The sequence below is a fragment of the Kribbella sp. NBC_00662 genome (assembly GCF_041430295.1).
Classification (GTDB): domain Bacteria; phylum Actinomycetota; class Actinomycetes; order Propionibacteriales; family Kribbellaceae; genus Kribbella.
The window spans coordinates 5080184-5102930 of sequence record NZ_CP109029.1 but is presented as its reverse complement, the minus strand read 5'-3'; the positions used below and the strand labels follow the sequence as shown (position 1 = coordinate 5102930).

The window sequence follows — 22747 nt, the reverse complement described above, 5'->3', positions numbered from 1 at the left end:
TACTCCGCGCATGGTCAGCGACCCATCTCGTGTGGCTCAGGCAGCGGGACCAGGTAGGTGGCGCCCCAGCCGCCGGCAGCTTCGAGTTGCGCGACGATCTCGTCGGCGATATCCCAGGTCAGCACGAGGACGACGTCCGGCCGCGCGGCCTTCAGCTCCTCGATCGGGCGGATCGGCACCATGCAGGCACCGGGGATCCGGCGGCCGTGTTTGCCCGGCGCCAGATCGACGGTGAACGGCAGCAGATCCGTCGTCACCTTGCTCAGGTCCAGCAGCACCGGCGCCTTCGACGGCGCGCCGTACCCCAGGACCGTGCGGCCCGCCGCCTTGTGGCGGGCCAGCTCTTCGTGCAGGGCGCCGGCCGCGTGCCGAGCAGCCTCGTGCAGACTGCCGAGCTGGACCTCGTCGGCGATCCCGGCCGCGTCCTCGTCCTCGAGCACCACGTCGACCGATGCGTCCGGCCTGGCGTCCTCGGTGTGCCGGAGCATCACCATCAGGCTGCCGCCGTACATCTCGGCCTGGGTCACCGACTCGACGGTCAGACCGTGCAGCGCGGCGATGTTCCGCAGCGCGCGCAGCGAGACGTACGCCCAGTGGCCGTGCCGGATCGTGTCGAACTGGTTGCCGATGAACAACGGCAGCAGGTGGTGGAACTCCATCACCAGCAGGCCGCCCGGCGCGAGCCGGTCCGCCCGCAGCTTCAGCGAGTCGCCGTACTGCGGCTCGTGCACGATGCCGTGGACGTCGACGACCAGGTCGGCCTTCTCACCGTCGGCGGCCAGCCGGCAGCCCGCGACGTACAGGTGGTCGAGCCAGGATCCGCCGTGCGGACTGCCGAACTCGAAGACCGTCCCGCCACTGAGCTCCGGGTGATCGCTGAGGATCTCCTTGACCGAAGTCTCCGCGTGCGCGCGACTGGTGGCCGACTCGACGGCCAGCGGCTCCTCGGCCAGCTGTGCCTCGACCGGACCGAGCTGCACCAGTGTGCAGTCGCGGCACAGCCACAGCGACAACGGCCAGCGCGGATCGGGACCTGCATCGTCGGCCGGCGGGAAGTAGTCGGCGAGCGGCTGGTCACCGACGTCCACCACGAGTACGACGTTCTCCGACGCGCACCCGCGACAGTTGAAGCTCACTGCTGCCCCCTCGCTCACCATGTCCCTACCATGTCCCTCACCATGTCAATGTGGCCTTGGCCGTGGTGAAGGCCTCGGCGTACGGCGCCCGGCACTCCATCCCGCGTAACCGGGCCAGCCCGGAGAAGACCTCTTCGTCGAACCAGTCGTGCGGGACCTGGGACGGGTACGCCTTGTGCAGCAGCGCGACCTTGTCCCGCATCTGCTCCTCGGTGAGCTCGACGTACAGCCACGGCCGGCTGATGTCGCCGTCCCACTTCGGGATCTCGTAGTGCAGCACCAGGTGGTTGCGCCACACGGTCGGCGCCAGCTCGGCGATCAGCCGGTGGTCCTGGTGGGCGTCATGCTTGCTCGGGGCAAGGACCAGGTCGGGTCGGCGGCTCCCCCTAGCCGTTGCCTCCAGCAACTCCTTGGTCTGGTTCCAGTACGCCGGCAGCCGGCCGTCCGGCAGCTCGGCCGAGGTGACCGTCACCTCGCAGTCCGGCAGGAACAGCTCCGCCGCACGGCGGGCCTCCTCCAGACGCAACGGCGTACCGGTCGCGATCACGAACTCGGCGGACAGCTCCGGCACCGACTCGGCCAGCTTGAGCAGCGTGCCGCCGCAGCCGATCTCGATGTCGTCCGGATGGGCGCCGAGGGCAACCAGATGGACCGGCCCGTCGATCAGGCCGAGCTGGAACGGAAGCATCAGATCGCCACCACAACGGGTCCGTCGGACGCCGGCAGGTGGTCAGCCCTGTCGACGACCTTGCCGTTCTGCTGCCGGCTCTCGTGGCTCCACAGCGCCCATGGCTTCTTGCCGGACCGGTACAGTTCCTCGAGCTGGCTGCGCTCCTTCAACGTGTCCATCGGCGCCCAGAACCCGTGGTGTGGGATTGCCTCCAGCTTGCGCATCGCAGCCAGCCGCGGGAACGCGTCGCCGACCAGATCCTCGTCCTCGTGCAGGACGTCGAAGATGTCCTTCTTGATCACGAAGTAGCCGCCGTTGATCCAGGCGTTCAGGTCGGCGGCCGAACGCAGCCCGGTGACCCGGGAGTCGGTGTCGAACTCCACCACGTGGAAGGACGCCTGCGGCGGCACCGCGAGCAGGCTGGCGGTGATGTCACTGGTCATCACATGATCGACGATCTTGTCCATCGGGGCGTCTGTCAGCACGTCGCCGTAGTTGGCCAGGAACGCGTCATCGTCCTCCAGGTACGGCCGCACCCGGCGCAGCCGCTCACCGATGCTGGTGTCGATCCCGGTATCGACGAAGGTGATCTTCCATTCACTGATGTCGGAGTCGAGCAGCTCGATACGCTGCCCGCCCTTCGTCATCACGAAGTCGTTGGAGACCGTTTCCTCGTAGCGCAGGAAATACTCCTTGACCGCGGACCCCCCGAAGCCCAGGCACAGGATGAACTCGGTGTGGCCGAAATGCGCGTAGTACCGCATCACGTGCCACAGGACCGGCCGGTCGCCGATCGTCATCATCGGTTTCGGTGCGGAGTCGACGCCGCTGCGCATCCGCAGTCCGAATCCCCCGCAGAAGATCACGACCTTCATCTGACTTTCCTTCCCCCCACGCGTTTCGTTCAGATCCCTCTTACAGTTCAGATCACTTCGAGCTGCGGGATGGGTACGACGAACTTCGCGCCCCACTCCCGTGCATAGCCGAGCTGATGGACGATCTCCGCGCGCAGGTTCCACGGCAGGATCACGATGTAGTCCGGGCGCGTCTCGGCCAGGCGCTCCGGGGCGAAGATCGGGATGTGCGTACCGGGCAGGTACATCCCGTGCTTGTGCGGGCTGCGGTCGACCGTGTACGACAGCAGGTCCTCTCGGATGCCGCAGTGGTTGAGCAGCGTGTTTCCCTTGCCGGGAGCGCCGTACCCGGCGACCGTCTTGCCTTCGCGGCGGGCCTGGATCAGGAACTCCAGCAGGTCGGACTTGATCGCGAACACCTCGTCGGCGAAGCCCAGGTGGCCCTCGACCGTGTGCAGTCCGGCGTCCTTCTCGTCCTGCAGCACCTTGCCGACCAGCTCGGTCGGTTCGCCGGCGGTCTCGACCGGCGTACTGAACAGTCGCAGTGACCCGCCGTGGCTGGCGAGCTCCTGGACGTCGACCACCTTGAGGCCGGCCTTCTCCAGCGCCAGCGCCGCGGTCTTCAGCGTCAGGTACTGATAGTGCTCGTGGTAGATCGTGTCGTACTGGCGACGCTCGATCAGCCGCAGCAGGTGCGGGAACTCCAGCGAGACCAGGCCGTCGTCCTTCACCAGCGCACGCAGACCCTTGGCGAAGTCGACGATGTCGGGCACGTGCGCGAACACGTTGTTGCCGACGACAAGGTCGGCCTGCCCGTGCCGGGCGGCCGCGTCCTTGCCGGTCTCCTCGCCGAGGAAGTAGCTCTCGGTGCGGATGCCGTTCTCGTTGGCGATCTTGGCGATGTTCGCGGCCGGCTCGATGCCGAGCACCGGGATGCCGAGCGCGGTCGCGTGCTGCAGCAGGTAGCCGTCGTTGCTGGCGGCCTCGACGATCAGGCTCTCGGCGCCGAGGTCGAGCCGCTCCTGCATGTCGACGACGAACCGGCGGGCGTGCTCCACCCAGCTGGTCGAGTACGACGAGAAGTACAGGTAGTCGCTGAACACGTCGTCCGCGGCGACGTACGCCGGGAGCTGGACGAGCAGACAGTTGTCGCAGATCCGGACGTGCAACGGGTAGAACGTCTCACCGCTGTCCAGCTGGTCGGCGCGCAGGTAGCTCTCGCACGGCGGCGACATACCGAGGTCGACGAACGTGCGCGTGAGCTCCGCGCCGCAGATCCGGCAGCTGCTCATCGGGGTGTTCATCGGGGTGTTCATCGGGGTGTTCATCACTGCATCTCCTTCGGTCCCGGGAACTGCCCGTCGGTCTGGCGCCGCAGCTGGCCGTCGACGAGTCCGGCGCTGAGCAGCTGCTGGATCCGGCGCAGACGCACGAACTGGGCGGAGTTGAAGTCGTCGAGCGTGAGACCGTGCCGCTGGTAGGCGTCGTACAGCTCCTCGACGCCCTTGCGGACCGTCCACTGCAGCTGCAGCTCGGGGAACGTGTCGTTGAGCTTGCTGAAGTCGACCTTGTAGTTGCGCAGGTCCGGGCCGGCGCCCTCGGCGATCGACAGTGTCGAGCCGGGCACGGCCTCGCGGACCATCTCGGCGATGTCGCGGACCTGGACGACGTCCTCGGACCGGCCGACGTTGAACGCCTCGTCGTGGATCACGTCCCGCGGCGACTCGAGCACGGTCAGGAACGCGCGGCTGATGTCCTCGATGTGGACCAGCGGGCGCCACGGCGTACCGTCGCTCTCCAGCCGGACCTGACCGGACGTCAGCGCGATCGCGGTCAGATTGTTGACCACGATGTCCAGCCGCAGCCGGGTCGACGCGCCGTAGGCGGTCGCGTTGCGCAGGTACGTCGGGCTGAAGGTGTCGTCGGCAAGCTTCGACAGCTCCTGCTCGGCCAGCGCCTTGGTCTCGCCGTACGCCGTGACCGGGAACATCTCGGCGTCCTCGCCGACCGCCTCGGAGCCGGCCGCGCCGTACAGGCTGCACGACGACGCGAACAGGAACCGTTCGACGCCCGCGTCCTTGGCGGCCTGCGCGACGTTCAGCGTGCCGTCCAGGTTGACCGAGTACGTCGCGGCCTTGTCCAGGTTGCCGAGTGGATCGTTCGACAGGGCGGCCAGACATACCACCGCGTCGTACCCCTCGAGCTCGCGCGCGGTCACGTCCCGCATGTCCCGCGGCGCCCTGTCCCCGATCGGGTCCGGCCCGCCGAGCAGGTCACACCCTTCGTACAGGCCCGTATCCAGACCGTCGACGCTGTGCCCGGCGGCCCGCAGGAACGGCACCATGACGGCCCCGATATAACCCCGATCCCCGGTGACCAGAACCCTCATTCGTCTTCCCCTCACCCCAGCCCAGTCCCCTGTCGCCCATAAAGAACCCCCGGACAAGCGCCTGATACATGGTTCGGAAATTCACCCAGGTCCGGTGGCGTCCGGGGAAGCTGGGCACAGCTGCAGTCGAGCCCGAAGACGTCGTACAGGCGCGTCGCGAGATCCGACTGTCGATGGCCCTTGCTCGAGCTGTTTACGAACGGCGTGTCGAGCTCGGTCTCACCCAGAGCCAGCTTGCTGAGCGTGCCGGGTTGACGCAGGCGAAGGTCTCGCGCATCGAAGGTTCGGACACCGTCCCCACACTGCCGTCGCTCTCGAAGCTCGCGCACGCCTTGGACGCATCGCTCGACATCGCACTTGACGGCGACGAGACTCGAGTCTCGTTCACCCCGCACAAGACCGACGCCGCCTGAACCGACCCGGACCGGTCGATCGCCCGGGTTCAGCGTTCCTTCGACTTGGACGGGCCAGGCCTGGGCAGTCGGTTGGCGTTGGCCTGGGGTGCAGTGGTCGGCTTCGCCGCGGTGCCGGCAGGTGGGCTGTCGCGAAGGATCTGCGCCTGCTTCAGCAAGTCGCCGGGGACCGGAATCCGGTGCGGAGTCGTCTGAATGCCTTCCCGCAGGTCCTTTCCGTGGGCAGGGCGCCCTCCCCCGATCACACCATGGAGCTCGTGCTCCGGCAGGCCCCGCGACCTACCCAGACGCTGTCCTGCGATGGCCGCCGGGTCGGCGGACCGGTGCCCGAAGGACACGATCTGGCGGTACGGCTTGGCGTCCGGGTCTGGTACGACGCGCCCGTCCCGCACCACCGGCAGCGGGTCGAACTCCCGGTAGACCAGCCGATGGGAAGGCCCCCGCGGGAACCCGCCCGGTGTGGTCTCCTGCACCACCGGGACCTTCAGTTCGGCGCAGTCACGCAGATCGTGCGACTGCGGACCGTAACCGAGCCGCTTGCCCTCGTAGGCGTCCTCGCGCCCCGACTGCAACGCCTTTGTCGCATTGATGACCCCGACGTACTCCCGGCCGCCCGGGCTGTCGGGATCTCGTTTGTACTCGGCGCTCAGCCGATTGATCTCCTGCCGGAGATCGTCGTGGAAGATCAGGTGGTACGTCGTCACGGGCGATGGCCGGGGTCGTCAGCCGGTCCGGGCGGGACGTCGAGATCCCAGCCGCCTTCACGAGCGGCGTCCTCGAAGGAGACCCACTTCGAGGGGTCGTCGTCGAGGCGTCGGCGGACGATCTCCTCACGGCGCCGGTCGTCCTCGGCGTCCTCCTTCAGCGTCACGTACTCGGCCCACTGGTCGAACGAGATGACCACGCCTTCGGGGCGGCCCTCGGAACCGTAGAAAAGCGGTTCTGTTGCGCCCTCGCGCCACAGCTCGACCGCCCGGCCGAGGCTGCGGCCGGCGGTGGCGGTGTCGGTCACCATGGCGGTGTCGCCGTTCGGGAGCTGGAACGGGGTCTGCATGAGAACTCCTGATCGTGGGTGCGCACGTTGTGTGACCAGGATAGGTTCCGGAGGAATTTTCTCGGGGGAGATTTCCACAGGCTTGTATCAGCGCGGCTGGTTGTGCGCTCTCATGGGCGCTGCGGACGTGGGGATGCCGCGTCATGAGCCTGTGGGGGGCGTTATGAAGGTTGCCGTGTTCGGCTTGGGGTACGTCGGATCGGTCACGGCCGCGTGCCTGGCGGCCGCCGGCCACGACGTCTGGGGGGTCGATGTCGATACTGCGAAGGTCGATCCGATCACTCAGGGACACAGCCCGGTGGTCGAACCGGGCCTGGACGAGCTGGTGGCGGAAGGAGCGACCTCGGGTCGCCTGCACGCGACCACCGATCCACGGGTCGCGCTCGAGCGCGCCGATGTCTCGCTGATCTGTGTCGGTACGCCGTCGACTCCGGCGGGCAGTACCGATCTGACCTACATCAAGCGCGCGGTCCGCGACATCGCCGAGGCCGCGCAGACCGTGCTCCGGCCGGCGTCGGGGTTCCACAGCATCGTGGTCCGCTCGACAGTCCCGCCGGGCACCGTCGACGAGGTGGTCGAGAAGGTGCTGGCCGACGTACCGCCGCCGGAGGGTCTGACCTTCGGTACGGCGATGTGCCCGGAGTTCCTGCGGGAAGGATCCGGCCTGGCCGACTTCTACGCGCCGCCGTTCGTCGTCGTCGGCACCCGCAACCCGAAGGTCGGTACCGCTCTGACCGACCTGTTCAGCTTCCTCGGCACGGACGTCGAGGTCGTCGACGTCCGGACGGCCGAGGCGCTCAAGTACGCCTGCAACGCGTTCCACGCCACCAAGGTCTCGTTCGCGAACGAGATGGGCCGGATCTTCCGGCACTTCGGGGTGGATTCGCGCGAGGTGATGAAGATCTTCGTCCAGGACACCAGCCTGAACATCTCGCCGTACTACCTGAAGCCCGGGTTCGCGTTCGGCGGCTCCTGCCTGCCGAAGGATCTGCGCTCGGTCCTGCACCTGGCGCGGATGAACGACACCGAGCTCCCGCTGCTGGCCGGCACGCTGGCCACCAACGAGCGGAGTGTCCGCGACGTCGTCGACCGGGTGATCGCCGGCCCCGGTCGTGAGATCGCGCTGCTCGGCCTGAGCTTCAAGCACGCCACCGACGATCTGCGCGAAAGCCCGAACGTCGAGCTGGCCGAGCGGCTGATCGGCAAGGGCTACAACCTGCGCATCTACGACGCGATCGTGAACCCGACCCGGCTCGTCGGCGCGAACCTGCGCCACGTCCAGTCGAAACTGCCGCACCTGCAGCGAGTCCTCACCGACGACCCGACAGCGGCTCTCGCCGGCGCGGACCTGGCCATCGTCTCGGCCACCGACAACGCCGCGATCAACGCCCTGCTCGAGGCGCCGCCCGCACGCACGATCGACCTGAGCGGCCGGCTCGGCGCCGACGTCGAGGCGCTGCCCGGATACGAAGGAGTGGGCTGGTGAGCGGTCCGCGCGTCCTCATCATCATCCAGAACCTGTGGGTGCCGTTCGACCGCCGCGTCTGGCTGGAGTGCCAGGCGCTGATGGCGAGCGGGTACGACGTGACGGTCGTCTGTCCGAAGGGGCCGGGCGACCCGGCGTACCAGGTCATCGACGGCGTCACCGTGCACAAGTACAAGGCCTATGCCCCGGGCGGTAGCAAGATCAGCTTCGTCTGGGAGTACGCGTACTCGTTCCTGATGACGCTGCGGCTGGTCTTCCGGGCCCGCAAGGCCGGCAAGTTCAAGGTGCTGCAGGCCTGCAACCCGCCGGACATCTTCTGGCCGATCGCGATGCTGCTGCGCCGGCTCGACGGGACGAAGTTCGTCTTCGACCACCACGACCTGTGCCCGGAGCTGTTCCAGTCCCGCTTCGGCGGGACGACCAGCCTGCCGTACAAGGGACTTCGGTTCCTCGAGCGGACGACGCACCGCACGGCCGACCACGTCACCTCGACGAACGACTCGTACCGCCGGATCGCGATCACCCGCAGCGGGAAGGCGAACCACGACGTGACCGTGGTCCGCACCGGTCCGGACCCGGACAAGTTGCAGCGCGACCCGGCCGCCGTCGACGAGAAGCTCCGCCGCGGCCACCGCTACCTGGTCACCTACATCGGCGTGATGGGTCCGCAGGACGGTGTCGACATCGTCGTCCGCGCGGCGGATCACATTGTCAACAATCTCGGCCGCAAGGACATCGCGTTCACGCTGATGGGCGGCGGTGACTCGTTCGACGAGGTCGTGGCGCTCCGGCACGACCTCGGTCTCGACGAGTACATCGAGTTCACCGGCCGGGTGCCGGACGAGACCGTGCGCGCGGTGATGTCGACCGCGGACATCGGCCTGTCCCCCGACCCGAAGAATCCGCTCAACGACGTGTCGACGATGAACAAGACCATGGAGTACATGGCGTTCGAGCTCCCGGTCGTCGCCTTCGACCTGATCGAGACCAAGGTCTCCGCCGCGGACGCCGCGGTGTACGTCGAGCCGAACGACGTCGCGCAGTACGGCGAGGCGATCGTCGAGCTGCTCGACGACGAGGTACGCCGGCGCCGGATGGGCAAGCTCGGCCGCGAACGGGTCGAGCAGGTGCTGGCGTGGAAGCACCAGCAGAAGGCGTACCTGCAGGTGTACGACGCGTTGACCGGTCACGTCAGCCACATCGGTGACGTCGCACGCGCGACGGGGTCCTGACGTGTGCGGCATCGCCGGCTGCTACCAGCAGCACGACGGCTTCGCGCTCGCCGAGGCGATGAGCGACCGGATCGCCCACCGCGGTCCGGACGCCGACCGGGTCTACGCGTTCGACGAGGGCGACGTACGGGCGTTCCTCGCGCACCGCCGGTTGTCGATCATCGACCTGTCCTCGGAGGCCGACCAGCCGTTCAGCAAGCGCGGCCTGACCATCTGTTACAACGGCGAGCTCTACAACTACAAGGAACTGCGCGCCGAGCTGTCCAAGGCCGGCGTCGGCTTCCGCACCAACGGCGACACCGAGGTGGTGCTCGAGGCCTGGCGCCGCTGGGGTCCGGACGCGCTGAAGCGGTTCCGGGGCATGTTCGCGTTCGCGATGCTCGACGAGGACAGCGGCAGCATGTACCTGGCCCGCGATCCGCTCGGCATCAAGCCGCTGTACTTCCTCCGCCGTCAGGGCGGCGTCGTCTTCGCGTCCGAGTTGAAGGCGCTCGTCACGGCCGTCGGGTCCGAGCTGCGGACCGAGCCCGGTGCGTTGATCGCGTCGATGCTCTACTACTGGCTGCCCGAGCAGCGGTGCGCGATCGACGGTGTGGAGAAGCTTCCACCCGGCTCGTGGGCCGAGTTCCGGCCGGACGGCAGCAGCCGGCACGAGACGTACTGGCGAGTGACCGACGTCGCGACCGAGGCCGCGGCCGGTCCACGCGCCGACCTGCGCACGATCATCGAGGAGTCGGTCGCCGCGCACATGGTCGCCGACGTCCCGGTCTCGACGTTCCTCAGCGGCGGGCTGGATTCCAGCCTGGTGACCGTGCTCGCGAAGCGCATGGACCCGAGTGTCGACTCGTACACGATCACCTTCCGGGCGCAGGACCAGAAGCTCGAGGCGATGCCCGACGACGCGATCTACGCGCGCAAGGTCGCGCAGCAGTTCGGCATCGACCTGCACGAGATCGAGATCGCTCCGGACGTCGTCGAGCTGCTGCCGCGGATCGTCGACATCCTGGACGAGCCGATCGGCGACCCGGCCGCGATCAACACGCTGCTGATGTGCGACACCGCACGCGACGCCGGCGTGAAGGTCCTGCTGTCCGGGATGGGCGCGGACGAGCTGTTCGGCGGTTACCGCAAGCACCTCGCGTGCGTGATGGGAGCGCAGTACCAGCGGCTTCCCGGCGTACTGCGCAACGGTGTGATCGGGCCCGCCGTACGACGGCTGCCGGTGACGGTGAACGGTCGTGGCCTGCGGTACGCGCGCTGGGCCAAGCGGTTCGAGACGTTCGCGAACCTGTCCGAGGAGGAGGCGTTCCGGCGCAGCTACACGATGTACGACGGGGACCAGCTGGCCGGACTGTTGAGCCCGGACCTGGAGCCGTACGTCGGGAAGCTGCTGTCCGAGCACGCCGACATCTACCACGACACCACGCTCGACGATCACGTGAACCGGATGTGCCTCGCCGACTCGCGGATGTTCCTGCCGGGGCTGAACCTCGCCTACACGGACCGGTCCAGCATGGCGGCGTCGACCGAGGTACGGACGCCGTTCGTGGACCCGATCGTGGCGCGCGCCGCGTTCTCGATCCCGGGCAGCGAGAAGATCCACCGCCGGGTCAGCAAGCTGGCGCTGAAGAAGGCGGCCGAGGCGTGGCTGCCGAAGGAGATCATCTACCGGCCGAAGGCGTCGTTCAGTGCGCCGCTGCGGGCCTGGGTGCGGAACGACCTGCGCGAGCTGGTCGACGACACGCTGCTGCGCGGTGAGCTGGTCGGAAGCGGGTTCCTGCAGCGGGCCGCCGTACAGAAGCTCGTCGACGACGAGCGGGCCGGGCGCGAGGACTACTCGAAGCAGATCTGGCAGTTGCTGACCTTGGAGACCTGGACCCGCCACATGCGGTCGCTGGGCGTGACCATTACTTCCCTCTGACATTTTGGCAAGGACGGACATGAAGCAGGTTGCACAGAACTACAAGTCCGGTGAGCTGGCTGTGCTGGACGTGCCTCCGCCCACCTGCGCGCCCGGTGGCGTGCTGATCCGTTCGCTCTACTCGCTGATCTCGACCGGCACCGAACTGATGAAGGTCGGCGAGGCGAAGCTGTCGCTGGTCGGCAAGGCGAAGGCGCGGCCCGACCAGGTGCGGAAGGTGCTGGACTCCGTTGCGCAGCAGGGCGCGTTGAACACCTACAAGAAGGTGATGAACAAGCTCGACTCGTACACGCCGCTGGGCTACTCGCTGTGCGGTGTGGTGGTCGAGGTCGGTGCCGGTGCGGAGGAGTTCAGTGTCGGGCAGTTGGTGGCCGCGGCGGGGAACGAGTTCGCGTTGCATGCGGAGTACAACTGGGTGCCGTTGAACCTGTGCGTGCCGGTGCCGGACGGCGTGCCGGCCGAGCAGGCGGCGTTCTCGACCGTTGGTGCGATCGCGATGCAGGGTGTGCGGCAGGCTGAGGTACAGCTCGGCGACACGGCTGTGGTGATCGGGCTCGGTCTGGTCGGGCAGCTCGTGGTGCGGTTGCTGGTTGCGGCCGGGGTGCGGGTGTTCGGGATCGACACGGTCGCGGACCGGTGCCGGATGGCGGAGAAGGCTGGTGCGCTGGCGTGCTCGTCTGCTGATGAGGCCGGGATCGCGTCGCTGGAGCGGGCGCTGCTCGAGGCGTCGAACGGTCTTGGCGCGGACCGCATCCTGCTGGCTGCCGGTGGTCACTCCAACGGTCCGGTCGAGACGGCCGCCCGGTTGGCCCGCGATCGTGCCCGGGTTGTCGACATCGGCAAGACCAAGCTGGATCTGCCGTGGAACGCGTACTACGACAAGGAACTCGACGTCCGGTTCTCCCGCTCCTACGGCCCCGGCCGCTACGACGACCGCTACGAACTGCAGGGCATCGACTACCCCGCCGGCTACGTCCGCTGGACCGAACGCCGCAACCTCGAATGCTTCATCGACCTGATCGCCCGCGAACAGATCGACGTAGGCTCCCTCATCGCCGGCCAGTTCCCCATCGCCGACGCCACCGGCGTCTACCAACAGCTGAGCTCGGGCGCCCTCCCCGGCGTCGGCTTCCTGTTCGAGTACCCCGACGTACCTCAGCAGGAGACGGCGCCCACGGCAACTGTTGTCCGACCGGCGAACCCGACCACCGGATCTGTTCGGCTGGGGTTTGTCGGGGCGGGGAACTACGCGTCGAGCATGTTGTTGCCTCATCTGCAGAAGGATGAGGGGGCTGTGTTGGCTCGGGTGGCGACCAACAAGTCGTTGTCGGCGGCCAATGCTCAGCGCCGGTTCGGGTTCGAGCAGATTTCGACGGATGCGGACGAGGTGCTGTCGGACGACAGTCTGGACGCGATCTTCGTCGTGACCCGGCACAGTTCGCACGCGGAGCTTGCCTGCCGGGCGCTCGAGACCGGGAAGGGCGTGTTCGTCGAGAAGCCGCTGGCGCTCACCGACGAGGAGCTCGACCGGATCGTCGCCACGGTTGAGGCGACCGGCAACGATCGGCTGATGGTCGGGTTCAACCGCCGGTTCGCGCCGCTGCTGACCGACCTCAAGAGCCGCTTCGGCGACCCGGGCGGCGCCTTCTCGCTGCGCTACCTGGTCAACGCCGGCAAGCTCGACTCCACCAGCTGGTATCTCGACGCCGGCAAGGAAGGCACCCGGTTCGCCGGCGAGGGCGGCCACTTCATCGACACCCTGACCTGGTGGCTGAACAGCCTCCCGACCGAGGTGTACGCCGTACCCGGACCCGACACCGGCGACGTGATCGTCACGCTCCGGTTCGCCAACGGTTCGGTCGGCACGATCAACTACGTCGCCGGCGGCAACGCGCGCTTCCCGAAGGAGACGCTCGACATCACCGGCGGCGGCCGCAACGGACGGCTGGACAACTTCCAGAGCGCGTCGGTGTGGACCGGCCGCAAACCGTCCACCCGCAAGACCCGCAGCACCGACAAGGGGCAACGGATCGAGCTCGAGGCGTTCGTCGCCGCGGTGAAGTCCGGCGGCCCGATGCCGATCTCGTTCGACGAGCTGGTCGCCACCACCCGCGCCACGATCGCGGTCGACCGCAGTCTGGCGAGTGGCAAACCGGAGAAGGTGTGAGCCGCCAGCCCCTGGGCTGGTACGTCCGCCGCCTGCGCCGGATGTCCCCCACCGAACTCATCCTGCGCGCTCGCGACACCGGACGCCGTACTGCCTGGGCCTACCAACAGGTCAGGCCCGGGCAGAACACGGCAACCCACCTCCCACTCCGCAAAGAGCTGACCTTCAGTACGACGCTCCCGGCGCACACCGCCTGCGCCGTACCCGAGGACGCCCGCAAGGCCGTGATCCAGACCGCCGACGCGATCATGGCCGGCAACCTCGAGGTCCTCGGCATCAACCGGACCGACCTGACCAAACCGGACTGGTTCCGCGACCCGGTCACGGGCCGCCGGTCGGACCCGGCGCAGTACGTCTTCAAGCTGAACCACCGCAACGAGGAAGTGGTCGGCAACATCAAGCAGGTGTGGGAGCTGTCCCGCCACCACCACCTGACCCAGCTGGCCGCCGCCTGGTTCCTCACCCACGACGACCGGTACGCCGAACGCGTCGCCGACCACCTCAACGACTGGTGGCGGACGAACCCGTTCCTGTCCGGAGTGCACTGGGCCAGCGGTATCGAGATCGGCATCCGCCTGATCAGCTGGACCTGGATCCGCCGCCTGCTGAACGACTGGCCGGAGATCACCGACCTGTTCGAGCACAACGAGCCGGCGCTCCAGCAGATCTACTGGCACCAGCGCTACCTCGCCGCGTTCCAGAGCCAGGGGTCGTCGGCCAACAACCACGTGATCGCCGAGGCAGCAGGTCAGCTGGTCGCCGCCTGTGCGTTCCCCTGGTTCACCAAGAGCACCCGCTGGCGTCAGGACGCGGCAGCCCTGCTGGAGAAGGAACTCGACGCCAACACGTTCCCCTCCGGCGTGAACCGCGAACTGGCCACCGACTACCACCGTTTCGTCTCCGAGCTCGGCCTGTACGCCGCTCTGGAAGCAGACTGGTCCGGTCACCCACTCAGTCAGAAGACGTGGGCACTGCTGACCCGCACGATCGACGTAGCCGCGGCAATCGTCGACACGACGCTCCGCCCACCACGCCAGGGCGACGACGACGAGGGCATGGTCGTGGTTCTCGATCCGCCGGACATCCACCACTGGTCGGCGTTCCTGTCGCTGGGTGCAGCCGCCGTCGGTGCAGCGCCTTGGTGGCCGGACAGCCCGCCCACTGCGACGTCGTACATCATCGGCTCGCTGGTCAAAGAGCAGCAGCCGGACCGCCCCGCCGTACGACCGGATCACTTCGAGGACGCCGGTCTGACGATTCTTCGCACCGACGACACCGGCCCCGAAATCTGGTGCCGGGCCGATGCGGGTCCCCACGGCTTCCTCTCCATCGCAGCTCACGCCCACTCCGACGCGCTCTCGCTCGAGGTGCGGGTCGACGGCGTCGACATCCTCGCCGACCCCGGCACGTACTGCTACCACGGTGAGGAGGAGTGGCGGAACTACTTCCGCTCCACGATCGCCCACAACACCATCGAGGTCGCGGGCGCCGAACAGTCCACGCTGGGCGGAGCGTTCCTCTGGCTGCGCGGCGCGACAGGCAAGGTACGCCGGTATGCGCCCAACACCTGGGAGGCCGAGCACGACGGCTACCGGGTCGGTGATTCACCGGTCACGCACCGGCGTACAGCTGTACTCGACCACGGGGTACTGCGGGTCGAGGACCGGCTCGATGCGGGGTCCGACGTACGTATCGCCTGGCATCTGGGACCGGAGGTGTCGGTCGAGCTGGACCGGTCGACCGGACGGCTGGAGTGGTCCACCGGCTCGGCGATCGTCGAGTTGCCGGCCGGACTGAGCTGGACAGCACATCGCGGCGACGACAATCCGTTGCTCGGCTGGTACTCACCGCGATTCGGCCGCAAGGTGCCCAGCACGACATTGATCGGGACCGGAAACCTGGCCGCGGATCAACCTGCGGTGAGTACCTTCCGATTCCGGTCCTGATCTGTATCACCCTCCGTTCGCCGCCCTCTATTAGCAAGACAGAAAGTGGCGGTCGACTGGAGGGGACTGTGAGCGAGCGCAGCGAGCGAACAATCAAGCACAGCAGCGCCCGCGCCTACAGCGGAGCCGAGCGTAGCGAGGTGGAGCTGTGAGCACACAGCAGCTCGACGTCAAGAAGTCGTGGCGGGCAATCCGCAGGCATCGCTGGATCGTGGCAGCCGTGGCGGCGGTTGGTCTGCTCGGCGGCGTTGCCGCGGGGTTCCTGGTGCCGCCCCTGCACACCGCCACCTCGCTCGTCGTGCTGCCACCACCGCCAACGACCGACGCGCAGAAGGCTGTCGGCACGCAGAGCACCGACACGCAGGTATTCATCGCGGAGAGCGAACCGGTACTGAAGAGCGCCGGACAGAACCTGAACCCGCCGCTGTCGACCGAGGTCGTCCGCAGCCGGGTCAAGGTCACCGCCGTCACCGAGGACGTCATCAAGATCGACGCCAAGGGAACGACAGCCAGTCAGTCGATGGCACTGGCGAACGCTGTCGCCGGGGTTTACCTGGTCTTCGTCACCACGGACCAGAACCTGCCCGGCGATCTGGGGAAGAAAACGGGGGCACGGGTGTTGGAGCAGGCGACAACCGCACGTGGTGGAAATGTGCCGATTCATCTCGGCATCTACGGTCTGCTCGGCGCGCTGATCGGCGCGATCGTCGGATCGATCGGCGTACTGGCCAAGGAGCGCGGCGACCGGCGGCTGCGGCTGCGGGACGAGATCGCCGACGCGGTCGGGCTGCCGGTGCTGGCCTCGGTCTCGTCGTACCAGGCCAACGACGTGTCCGACTGGACCTATCTGCTCGAGCACTATTCGCCTACGGCGATCGAGGCGTGGGGTCTGCGAAAGACGCTGCACCACCTCGGGCTCGACGTGAAAGGACAGGGCCCGGTCTCACTGGCTGTCATTTCTTTCGCCGGCGACGACAAGGCGCTGCCCCTCGGTCCGCAGCTCGCGGCTTTGGCCACGTCGATCGGCATCTCCACCTCGATCGTGGTCGACTCGCATCACGAACCGTCCGGTGACACCACGCTGAGCATCCACTTGGTGGTCGTCGACCGCGACGATCCGGTCGTGGTCGGCTCCGAGGCGACCACCAACACGATCGTGGCTCTGTCGGCCGGCATCGTGACGGCCGAGGAACTCGCGCGGCTGGCGGTCGCGGCCGCGGCCGACGACCGTTCCATCGACGGCATCGTCGTCACCGATCCCGACCCGACGGACCGCACCATCGGGCGCGTCTCCCAGTCGATGCGGCGGTCGAGCTCGCGGCTACCCAGCCTTCTCACCGGCACGGCGAGGAGGACCAAATGAGCAACCAGCCGTACACCGAACCGGTGGTGAGCGAACCAGCATGGGCCGATGACGACGGGATGTTCGACGACCAGCCGACGAACTCCCACCCGCCGGACGCACTGGTCACACTGCGCTTCATCCGCGACGCGGTCCGGCGGCATCTGCGTATCTGGGTGATCGTCGCCCTCGTCGGCTTTCTCGCCGGACTTGGATCCACCTTCGCCCTGCCGGCTCCGAGTCTGTCGGCGACCCGGTTGCTGATCACCCACCGCGACGGCGAGGACCCGGCCAAGGCGATGGCGACCGACGTCAGCCTGGCGACCACGCACACCGTGGCGCAGCGTGTGATCGACCTGCTGAAGCTGCCGATCAGCCAGGACGACCTGCTCAAGGAGTACACCGTCGTCGCCGAGACCGACCGGGTGCTCCAGATCACCGCGGCCGGCAAGACCACCGACGACTCGACCAGACTGGCCGGCGTCATCGCGCAGGTCTTCCTCGTCTACCGCAAGGAGCAGATCGCGCTGCAGAACCTGCCGCTGCAACGGAACCTGACCCAGGCCCAGAACGACCTGGCGGTCGCAGAGCAAGCGGTCCGGGCCACCGGCGACGACCCGACCGCGAATGAACTCAAGCACCCGAACAGCCCCGAGGGAGTGCGGCTCAGTGCTGCCCGGGAGCAGGCCTTGTTCGTCCGGCAGCAGCTACTCGATGCGCAGGTCGAGGCGTTGCAGATGAACAGCAGCCGGGTCCTCGACGTGGCCACGCCGGTGCCGGTCTCCGCCAAGCGCGCGATTGCGATCAATGCCGGCACCGGCCTGATCGCCGGACTGTTCATCGGGCTCGCGTTCGTCATCGTCCGCGCGCTGATCTCCGACCGGCTGTGGAAACGCCAAGACATCGCCCTGGCCCTCGGCGCCCGGATCCGGCTCAGCAGCCCCCGCCCGTCGCGACTGCAGTTGCTGCCCCGACCGCGATATCTGCGGCCCTCGCAGCGGCAACTGCCCGAGGTGCGACTGATGGTGCAGCATCTCGATCAACGCATCTTCTGGGGCGAGCACCCCACACCGGCGATGACCGTGGTCAGCATCGACGACATCAACACCTGCGCGCTCGTCGTGGCCTCACTGGCGATCGCGCTGGCCGAGGACGGCAAGCACGTTCTGGTCGCCGACCTCAGCGATTCCGGCAGGCTCGCAGCCATGCTCGGGGTCAGGACTCCCGGCACGCACGAGTCCCGCTTCAGCGAGGCCGGCCTGCGCGTTGACGTCCACCGCCCTGACCAGACCGCCGGCCCGGCACAGGGTTGCTATCTGCACCTGAGCGACACCAACCGGCCGTCCGGCTCGGGCGACATCGCACTCGACTCGGCCTGGGAGGTCGCGGACGTTGTACTCAGTCTCAGCACCTTGACTCCCGAGCTCGGCGCCGATCATCTGGCCACGTGGGCCTCCCACGCCGCTGTCGTGGTCACTGCCGGGGAGTCGACCACCACCAAGATCCAGGCTACCGGCGAGATGCTGAGGCTGGCCGGGCTCGAGATCGAGACCGCTGTCGTACTTCGTCCGGACCGCACCGACGAGGGCGTCGGTGTGACCGAGGCCGAAGCCGGCCGGCCGCTGACGGTGGATGTCGAAATGTTCCGCCGATGACGACGATCTCCACCCGCCTCGGCACCCAGCTGACCACGCGAATACGCCCCACCCGGCGCATTGTCTCGCCGGAGGTACGGCGGCGGCGGCGCGTCCAGTTGGCCTGGGCACTGCTGGTACTGAACGTGATGACGTTCTTCCCGGGCGCGCCGCATATCCTTCCTATCCCGGGATCGGTTGGCAAGCTGATCGCCCAGGGCGCGCTGATCGGCGCACTGATGGTGGCGCTGTCGGTGAATCGGCCGGTCCGGATCCGGCCGAGTGTCTTCGTCTTCCTGGTCATGCTGCTGGCCGCGGAAGGGCTGCTGGCCAGCATCCGGGCGGAGTTCCTGCTCGGCGCGCTGTTCCGGGCCGGACGGCTGTGCGGATTCGCCGCGGTGTTGTGGCTGCTGACGCCATGGTGGCCCCGCCGCGACCTCCTGCTGCTCCGCACACACCTGATGGTCCTGTGGGGCATCGTCGCGTCCGTGGTCGTCGGTCTGCTCGTCGCACCGGGCCTGGCGATGACCGAGAACCGGCTCGGCGGCATCCTCTGGCCGATCCCACCCACGCAGGTCGGGCACTACACCGCGGTGGCCGCCGGCCTGTCGATCGTGCTCTGGATGTCCGGGCATCTCCGTCGCTGGATCGCATTCACCAGCGTGGCGGTCTGCGTACCGGTTCTGCTCCTGACGCATACCCGCACGGCACTGCTCGCGCTTGTGGTCGGTCTGCTGATCGCCGGGCTGAGTCTGTTCACCGGGCGGTCGCGGGTGCGCAAGGCGTTCGCGATCGGCATCGTCGCCTTCTCCGTCGGCGCGCTGACCCTCAGCTCGGTGGTGACGACCTGGCTCGCCCGCGGGCAGGACGCCCAGGAGCTCGGTGCGCTGACCGGACGGAAGGCGGTCTGGGACGGGATCCTGGCCGAGCCGCGCACGACGTTCGAGACGCTGTTCGGCTTCGGGTTGTCGAACAAGTCGTTCAACGGCCTGCCGATCGACAGCAACTGGCTCGGCACGTACTACGACGTCGGGCTGGTCGGTGTCGCGATCACGATCATGCTCGTGCTGTTCGTGCTGATCGCCGCCTGGTTCCGCCCGCAGGGACCGCACCGGGCGCTGGCACTGTTCCTGGTCACGTACTGCGTGATCGCCTCGTTCACCGAGAGCGGGCTGAGCGAGGCGTCGTCGTACCTGCTCGACCTGACGGTGGCCGCGTCACTCGTCTACAACACGTCGACCCGCGAGGGACCGCGATGAAGATCCTGCTGGTACACAACCGCTACCGATCCACCGCACCGAGCGGCGAGAACCGCGTCGTCGATCAGGAGAGCGCGGCGCTGACCGCGCTCGGACACGACGTCCGGCACTTCGAACGGCACAGCGACGACATCGAGAACTGGCCTGCGTGGCAGAAGGCGACACTGCCCGGCCGGGTCGTCTGGAACCCGGCGAGCCGGCGCGATCTCGCGGCAGCGCTGGCCGAGGACCGGCCCGATGTCGTCCATGTCCACAACACGTTCCCGCTGCTCAGCCCGTCCGTGCTGTACGCGTGCCACTCGGCCGGCGTACCCGTGGTCATCACTCTGCACAACTACAAGCTGCTGTGCGCCAGCGGCGACTTCTTCCGCGACGGCGAGGTGTGCCACGACTGCGCCGGCGGCAACCCGACCGCCGCTGTGGTGCACCGCTGCTACCGCGGATCCGCGCTCGCGACGTCGACCACGGTGCTCAACGCTCGCGGTCACCGTCGCAGCTGGCGGCGCCTGGTCTCGGCGTACATCTTCATCTCCGAGTCGCAGCGCCGGTTGCTGGGGGCAATGGACTTCGATCCGGAGCGGTCGTTCGTCAAACCGAACGCCGTGCCGTACGACGGCCCCGTCGGCGGACCGCGGCAACGACAGGTGACGTACGTCGGCCGGCTCGACGCGGCCAAGGGCGCTCCGCTGCTGATGAAGGGCTGGGACGCGTACCGCGCCGTCGCCGGTGACGACGCGCTCCGCCTGGTGATCGCCGGGGGCGGGCCGATGCTCGACGAGGTCACCGCCTGGGCGGCCACCAGGCCGTCGGTCGAGCTCCGCGGATTGATGAACAAGAAGCAGGTGTTCGAGCTGATCGGGCAGTCGCGCGGGGTCGTGCTGCCCTCGGAGTGGGAGGAAACGTTCGGCCTGGTGGTGGTCGAGGCGATGGCTGTCGGCGTACCGCCGCTGGCCTCGGGCCACGGGTCGTTCCCGGAACTGATCACCGACGGAGTCGACGGCGCACTGTTCGAGCCGGGCCGTCCGGACGCGCTGGCCAAGCTGCTGCTCGACGTCGACGCGTCCCCCGCGAAGTACGACGAGCTCGGCCGGCAGGCGCGCACGACGTACGAGACGAAACACCGGCCGGAACAGAGCATCGAGCAACTGCTCGAGATCTACCGGTACGCGATCGAACACCCGGTCACCGCCCACCGCTGAGGTCGAGGACACCCCATGCCCCCCGAAGATGTGCCCATCAAAGGTCCGGCCGCTCCGCGCCGCGAACCGCCTACCGGACGCGCGTGGTACCGCCGTCCGCCGGTGCTTGCCACCGGAGGCCTGGTCGTCGCCGCCGCCCTGGTGACCGCCGGATTCACCGTTCTCAACAACGACTCGTCCAGCCCCGCGGACGCCGTCGCGTCGCCCCCGCCAGGCGCCACGACCTCGCCCGCGCCGCCCGCGCCGAAGGCCCCGCCCGCGAAGATCTGCGGCGACGCGACCGCACTGTCCGGCCCGGCCACGGCCCCGCCCGGAGCGGTCGCGGTCAGCACCACCCAGAACCTGAACGACCTCACCACCGCGAACCCGGCCGGCACGACGTTCTGGCTGGCACCGGGCACGCACCGGCTCGGCACCGCGCAGTTCGCCCAGGTGATCCCGAAGGACGGCAACGTGTACGTCGGGGCGCCCGGAGCGATCCTCGACGGCGGGAAGAAGAACCGCTACGCGTTCACCGGGTACGCCAAGGGCGTCACGATCAAGAACCTGACCATCCAGAACTTCGGCGCGCCGCGGACCAACAACGACGAGGGCGTGGTGAACCACGACGCCGGCGCGCGCTGGACGGTGCAGGCCAACACGATCCAGCACAACGCCGGCGCCGGGCTGATGATCGGTGACCACAACGTTGTCCGGGGCAACTGTCTGTCCGAGAACGGGCAGTACGGCTTCAACGCCTACAACCCGGGCAAGGTGGCCGGAATCACCATCGAGCACAACGAGATCGCCGGTAACAACACCGACGACTGGGAGCGGCTCAAGAGCGGCTGCGGCTGCACCGGCGGCGGCAAGTTCTGGGAGGTCACCGGGGCGGTCGTGCGCGGCAACTGGGTGCACGACAACCACAGCGCCGGGTTGTGGGCCGACACCAACAACACCGGCTTCGTGATCGAGGGCAACTACATCTCGAACAACTCGGCCGAGGGCCTGATCTACGAGACCAGCTACAACGCCGGCATCCGCGGCAACACCTTCCTGCGCAACGGCCTCGGCAAGGGTCCGGAGAACGCCGGCTTCCCGACGCCCGCGCTGTACATCTCCGAGTCCGGCAGCGATCCGCGGGCGCCCGGCGTGTTCAACCAGACCTTCGAGATCAGCGGGAACGCCTTCACCGACAACTGGGCCGGCATCGTGCTGTGGGAGAACGCCGACCGATTCGCCGGGTCACCCGCAAACACCAGCACCGGTTCGGACACCCTGGTCAACCCGAAGGTGGTCACGGCCAAGACGTGCAACGCGAAGACGATCCGCACCCAGCCGTACGTGAGCGACTGCCGGTGGAAGACACAGAACGTCCGGGTCCACGACAATGTCTTCTCGCTCGACCCGGACAACATCGGGCAGACCTGCGCCGTGCGCACCGGCTGCGGTTACAACGGGCTGTTCTCCAACTGGGGCACGTTCCCGGCCTGGTCGCCGTACAAGAACGCCACCGTCCAGGACGCGATCACGTTCCACCAGGGCAACCGGTTCTTCAACAACACCTACTCCGGCCCGTGGAACTTCATCGTGCACGCACAGGGCAACGGTGTGAACTGGGCCAGCTGGCAGGGCGCGCCGTACGGGCAGGACTCCGACAGCGTGATCAAAGTCAGCGGTGAGCGCTGATGATCGGGCCACCCGAGCGTGCCGTCGGTGAGCAGATCGCGCTGCTCCGGTCGGTCGGATACGCCGCGTTCGGGCGCCACGAGCGGGATCTCGACGTACTCGACCTGATCTTCGACAGCATCCTCGACGCGCCCGGCTCCGCCGACGTACGCCGGCTGCGGTTCTCCGGTCACGGGATCACGCTCGACGTCGACATCCACGAGAGCGGCCGGACCGGACTGACCATCGAGCTGCGGGTCTCGCCGTCCGGGCCGCTCGTGGTCGAGTCCCGCGGCGGCGACGCCGAGGGTCCGAACGGGGCCCGCCTGGTCAGCTTCCTGCTCCGCTGGCCGGGGACAGCACAACGCCCGGTCCGGACCGCGTGGATCATGCTCTGA

The 22747-nt window shown here is 68.0% G+C and carries 19 protein-coding genes and 1 pseudogene; 12 read left to right on the top strand and 8 right to left on the bottom strand.

Features of this window, described 5'->3' with window-relative positions; all coding sequences use genetic code 11:
* Positions 1 to 14 precede the first annotated feature (14 nt).
* From OHA10_RS25545 to OHA10_RS25520, 6 genes and pseudogenes are all read right to left on the bottom strand, one after another.
* The gene (locus OHA10_RS25545) at positions 15 to 1136 is read right to left on the bottom strand and encodes a class I SAM-dependent methyltransferase (protein WP_371401286.1); all 1122 of its coding nucleotides are present in this window, start codon (positions 1134 to 1136) and stop codon (positions 15 to 17) included.
* A gap of 37 nt (positions 1137 to 1173) precedes the next feature.
* Complete coding sequence (locus OHA10_RS25540) at positions 1174 to 1824, bottom strand: PIG-L deacetylase family protein (RefSeq protein WP_371401285.1); 651 nt, start codon at positions 1822 to 1824, stop codon at positions 1174 to 1176.
* Positions 1824 to 2681, bottom strand: coding sequence for a sugar phosphate nucleotidyltransferase (locus OHA10_RS25535; RefSeq protein WP_371401284.1), 858 nt, complete (start codon positions 2679 to 2681; stop codon positions 1824 to 1826). The genes OHA10_RS25540 and OHA10_RS25535 overlap by 1 nt, the downstream gene beginning before the upstream one ends.
* A gap of 47 nt (positions 2682 to 2728) precedes the next feature.
* On the bottom strand, positions 2729 to 3619 hold the full coding sequence (locus OHA10_RS25530; RefSeq protein WP_371407993.1) for a class I SAM-dependent methyltransferase: 891 nt from the start codon (positions 3617 to 3619) through the stop codon (positions 2729 to 2731).
* Between the two features lie 150 nt (positions 3620 to 3769).
* Positions 3770 to 3952: pseudogene (locus OHA10_RS25525) on the bottom strand (SAM-dependent methyltransferase); the annotation flags it as partial.
* Between the two features lie 35 nt (positions 3953 to 3987).
* Positions 3988 to 5049, bottom strand: coding sequence for an NAD-dependent epimerase/dehydratase family protein (locus OHA10_RS25520; RefSeq protein WP_371401283.1), 1062 nt, complete (start codon positions 5047 to 5049; stop codon positions 3988 to 3990).
* A 68-nt stretch (positions 5050 to 5117) separates the two neighbouring features.
* Between OHA10_RS25520 and OHA10_RS25515 the strand changes: the two genes are divergently transcribed.
* Positions 5118 to 5462, top strand: coding sequence for a helix-turn-helix domain-containing protein (locus OHA10_RS25515; protein WP_371401282.1), 345 nt, complete (start codon positions 5118 to 5120; stop codon positions 5460 to 5462).
* A 29-nt stretch (positions 5463 to 5491) separates the two neighbouring features.
* On the opposite strand, the gene OHA10_RS25510 is transcribed toward OHA10_RS25515, so the two are convergent.
* Both OHA10_RS25510 and OHA10_RS25505 read right to left on the bottom strand, forming a co-directional pair.
* Entirely contained in the window at positions 5492 to 6166 is a 675-nt protein-coding gene (locus tag OHA10_RS25510; RefSeq protein ID WP_371401281.1) for a hypothetical protein, read from the bottom strand.
* The gene (locus OHA10_RS25505) at positions 6163 to 6516 is read right to left on the bottom strand and encodes a hypothetical protein (RefSeq protein ID WP_371401280.1); all 354 of its coding nucleotides are present in this window, start codon (positions 6514 to 6516) and stop codon (positions 6163 to 6165) included. Before OHA10_RS25505 ends, OHA10_RS25510 begins: the two co-directional genes overlap by 4 nt.
* 163 nt (positions 6517 to 6679) lie before the next feature.
* Between OHA10_RS25505 and OHA10_RS25500 the strand changes: the two genes are divergently transcribed.
* The 11 genes from OHA10_RS25500 to OHA10_RS25450 all read left to right on the top strand — a co-directional run bounded on the left by OHA10_RS25500 (position 6680) and on the right by OHA10_RS25450 (position 22747).
* Complete coding sequence (locus OHA10_RS25500) at positions 6680 to 8002, top strand: UDP-glucose/GDP-mannose dehydrogenase family protein (RefSeq protein WP_371401279.1); 1323 nt, start codon at positions 6680 to 6682, stop codon at positions 8000 to 8002.
* Positions 7999 to 9234, top strand: coding sequence for a glycosyltransferase family 4 protein (locus tag OHA10_RS25495; protein WP_371401278.1), 1236 nt, complete (start codon positions 7999 to 8001; stop codon positions 9232 to 9234). Before OHA10_RS25500 ends, OHA10_RS25495 begins: the two co-directional genes overlap by 4 nt.
* Before the next feature lies 1 nt (position 9235).
* Positions 9236 to 11155 (top strand): asparagine synthase (glutamine-hydrolyzing), encoded by a 1920-nt coding sequence (asnB, locus tag OHA10_RS25490; RefSeq protein WP_371401277.1) that lies wholly within the window; start codon positions 9236 to 9238, stop codon positions 11153 to 11155.
* Between the two features lie 19 nt (positions 11156 to 11174).
* Positions 11175 to 13322, top strand: coding sequence for a bi-domain-containing oxidoreductase (locus OHA10_RS25485; RefSeq protein ID WP_371401276.1), 2148 nt, complete (start codon positions 11175 to 11177; stop codon positions 13320 to 13322).
* The gene (locus tag OHA10_RS25480) at positions 13319 to 15268 is read left to right on the top strand and encodes an alginate lyase family protein (RefSeq protein WP_371401275.1); all 1950 of its coding nucleotides are present in this window, start codon (positions 13319 to 13321) and stop codon (positions 15266 to 15268) included. The genes OHA10_RS25485 and OHA10_RS25480 overlap by 4 nt, the downstream gene beginning before the upstream one ends.
* A 148-nt stretch (positions 15269 to 15416) precedes the next feature.
* Complete coding sequence (locus tag OHA10_RS25475) at positions 15417 to 16631, top strand: Wzz/FepE/Etk N-terminal domain-containing protein (RefSeq protein ID WP_371401274.1); 1215 nt, start codon at positions 15417 to 15419, stop codon at positions 16629 to 16631.
* Complete coding sequence (locus OHA10_RS25470; protein ID WP_371401273.1) at positions 16628 to 18265, top strand: hypothetical protein; 1638 nt, start codon at positions 16628 to 16630, stop codon at positions 18263 to 18265. Before OHA10_RS25475 ends, OHA10_RS25470 begins: the two co-directional genes overlap by 4 nt.
* On the top strand, positions 18262 to 19503 hold the full coding sequence (locus tag OHA10_RS25465) for a hypothetical protein (RefSeq protein WP_371401272.1): 1242 nt from the start codon (positions 18262 to 18264) through the stop codon (positions 19501 to 19503). The genes OHA10_RS25470 and OHA10_RS25465 overlap by 4 nt, the downstream gene beginning before the upstream one ends.
* A complete protein-coding gene (locus OHA10_RS25460; protein WP_371401271.1) occupies positions 19500 to 20702 on the top strand; it encodes a glycosyltransferase in 1203 nt (400 codons plus the stop codon). The genes OHA10_RS25465 and OHA10_RS25460 overlap by 4 nt, the downstream gene beginning before the upstream one ends.
* Before the next feature lie 15 nt (positions 20703 to 20717).
* Positions 20718 to 22370, top strand: a complete 1653-nt coding sequence (locus tag OHA10_RS25455) for a right-handed parallel beta-helix repeat-containing protein (protein ID WP_371401270.1) — start codon at positions 20718 to 20720, stop codon at positions 22368 to 22370.
* A complete protein-coding gene (locus OHA10_RS25450) occupies positions 22370 to 22747 on the top strand; it encodes a hypothetical protein (protein ID WP_371401269.1) in 378 nt (125 codons plus the stop codon). Before OHA10_RS25455 ends, OHA10_RS25450 begins: the two co-directional genes overlap by 1 nt.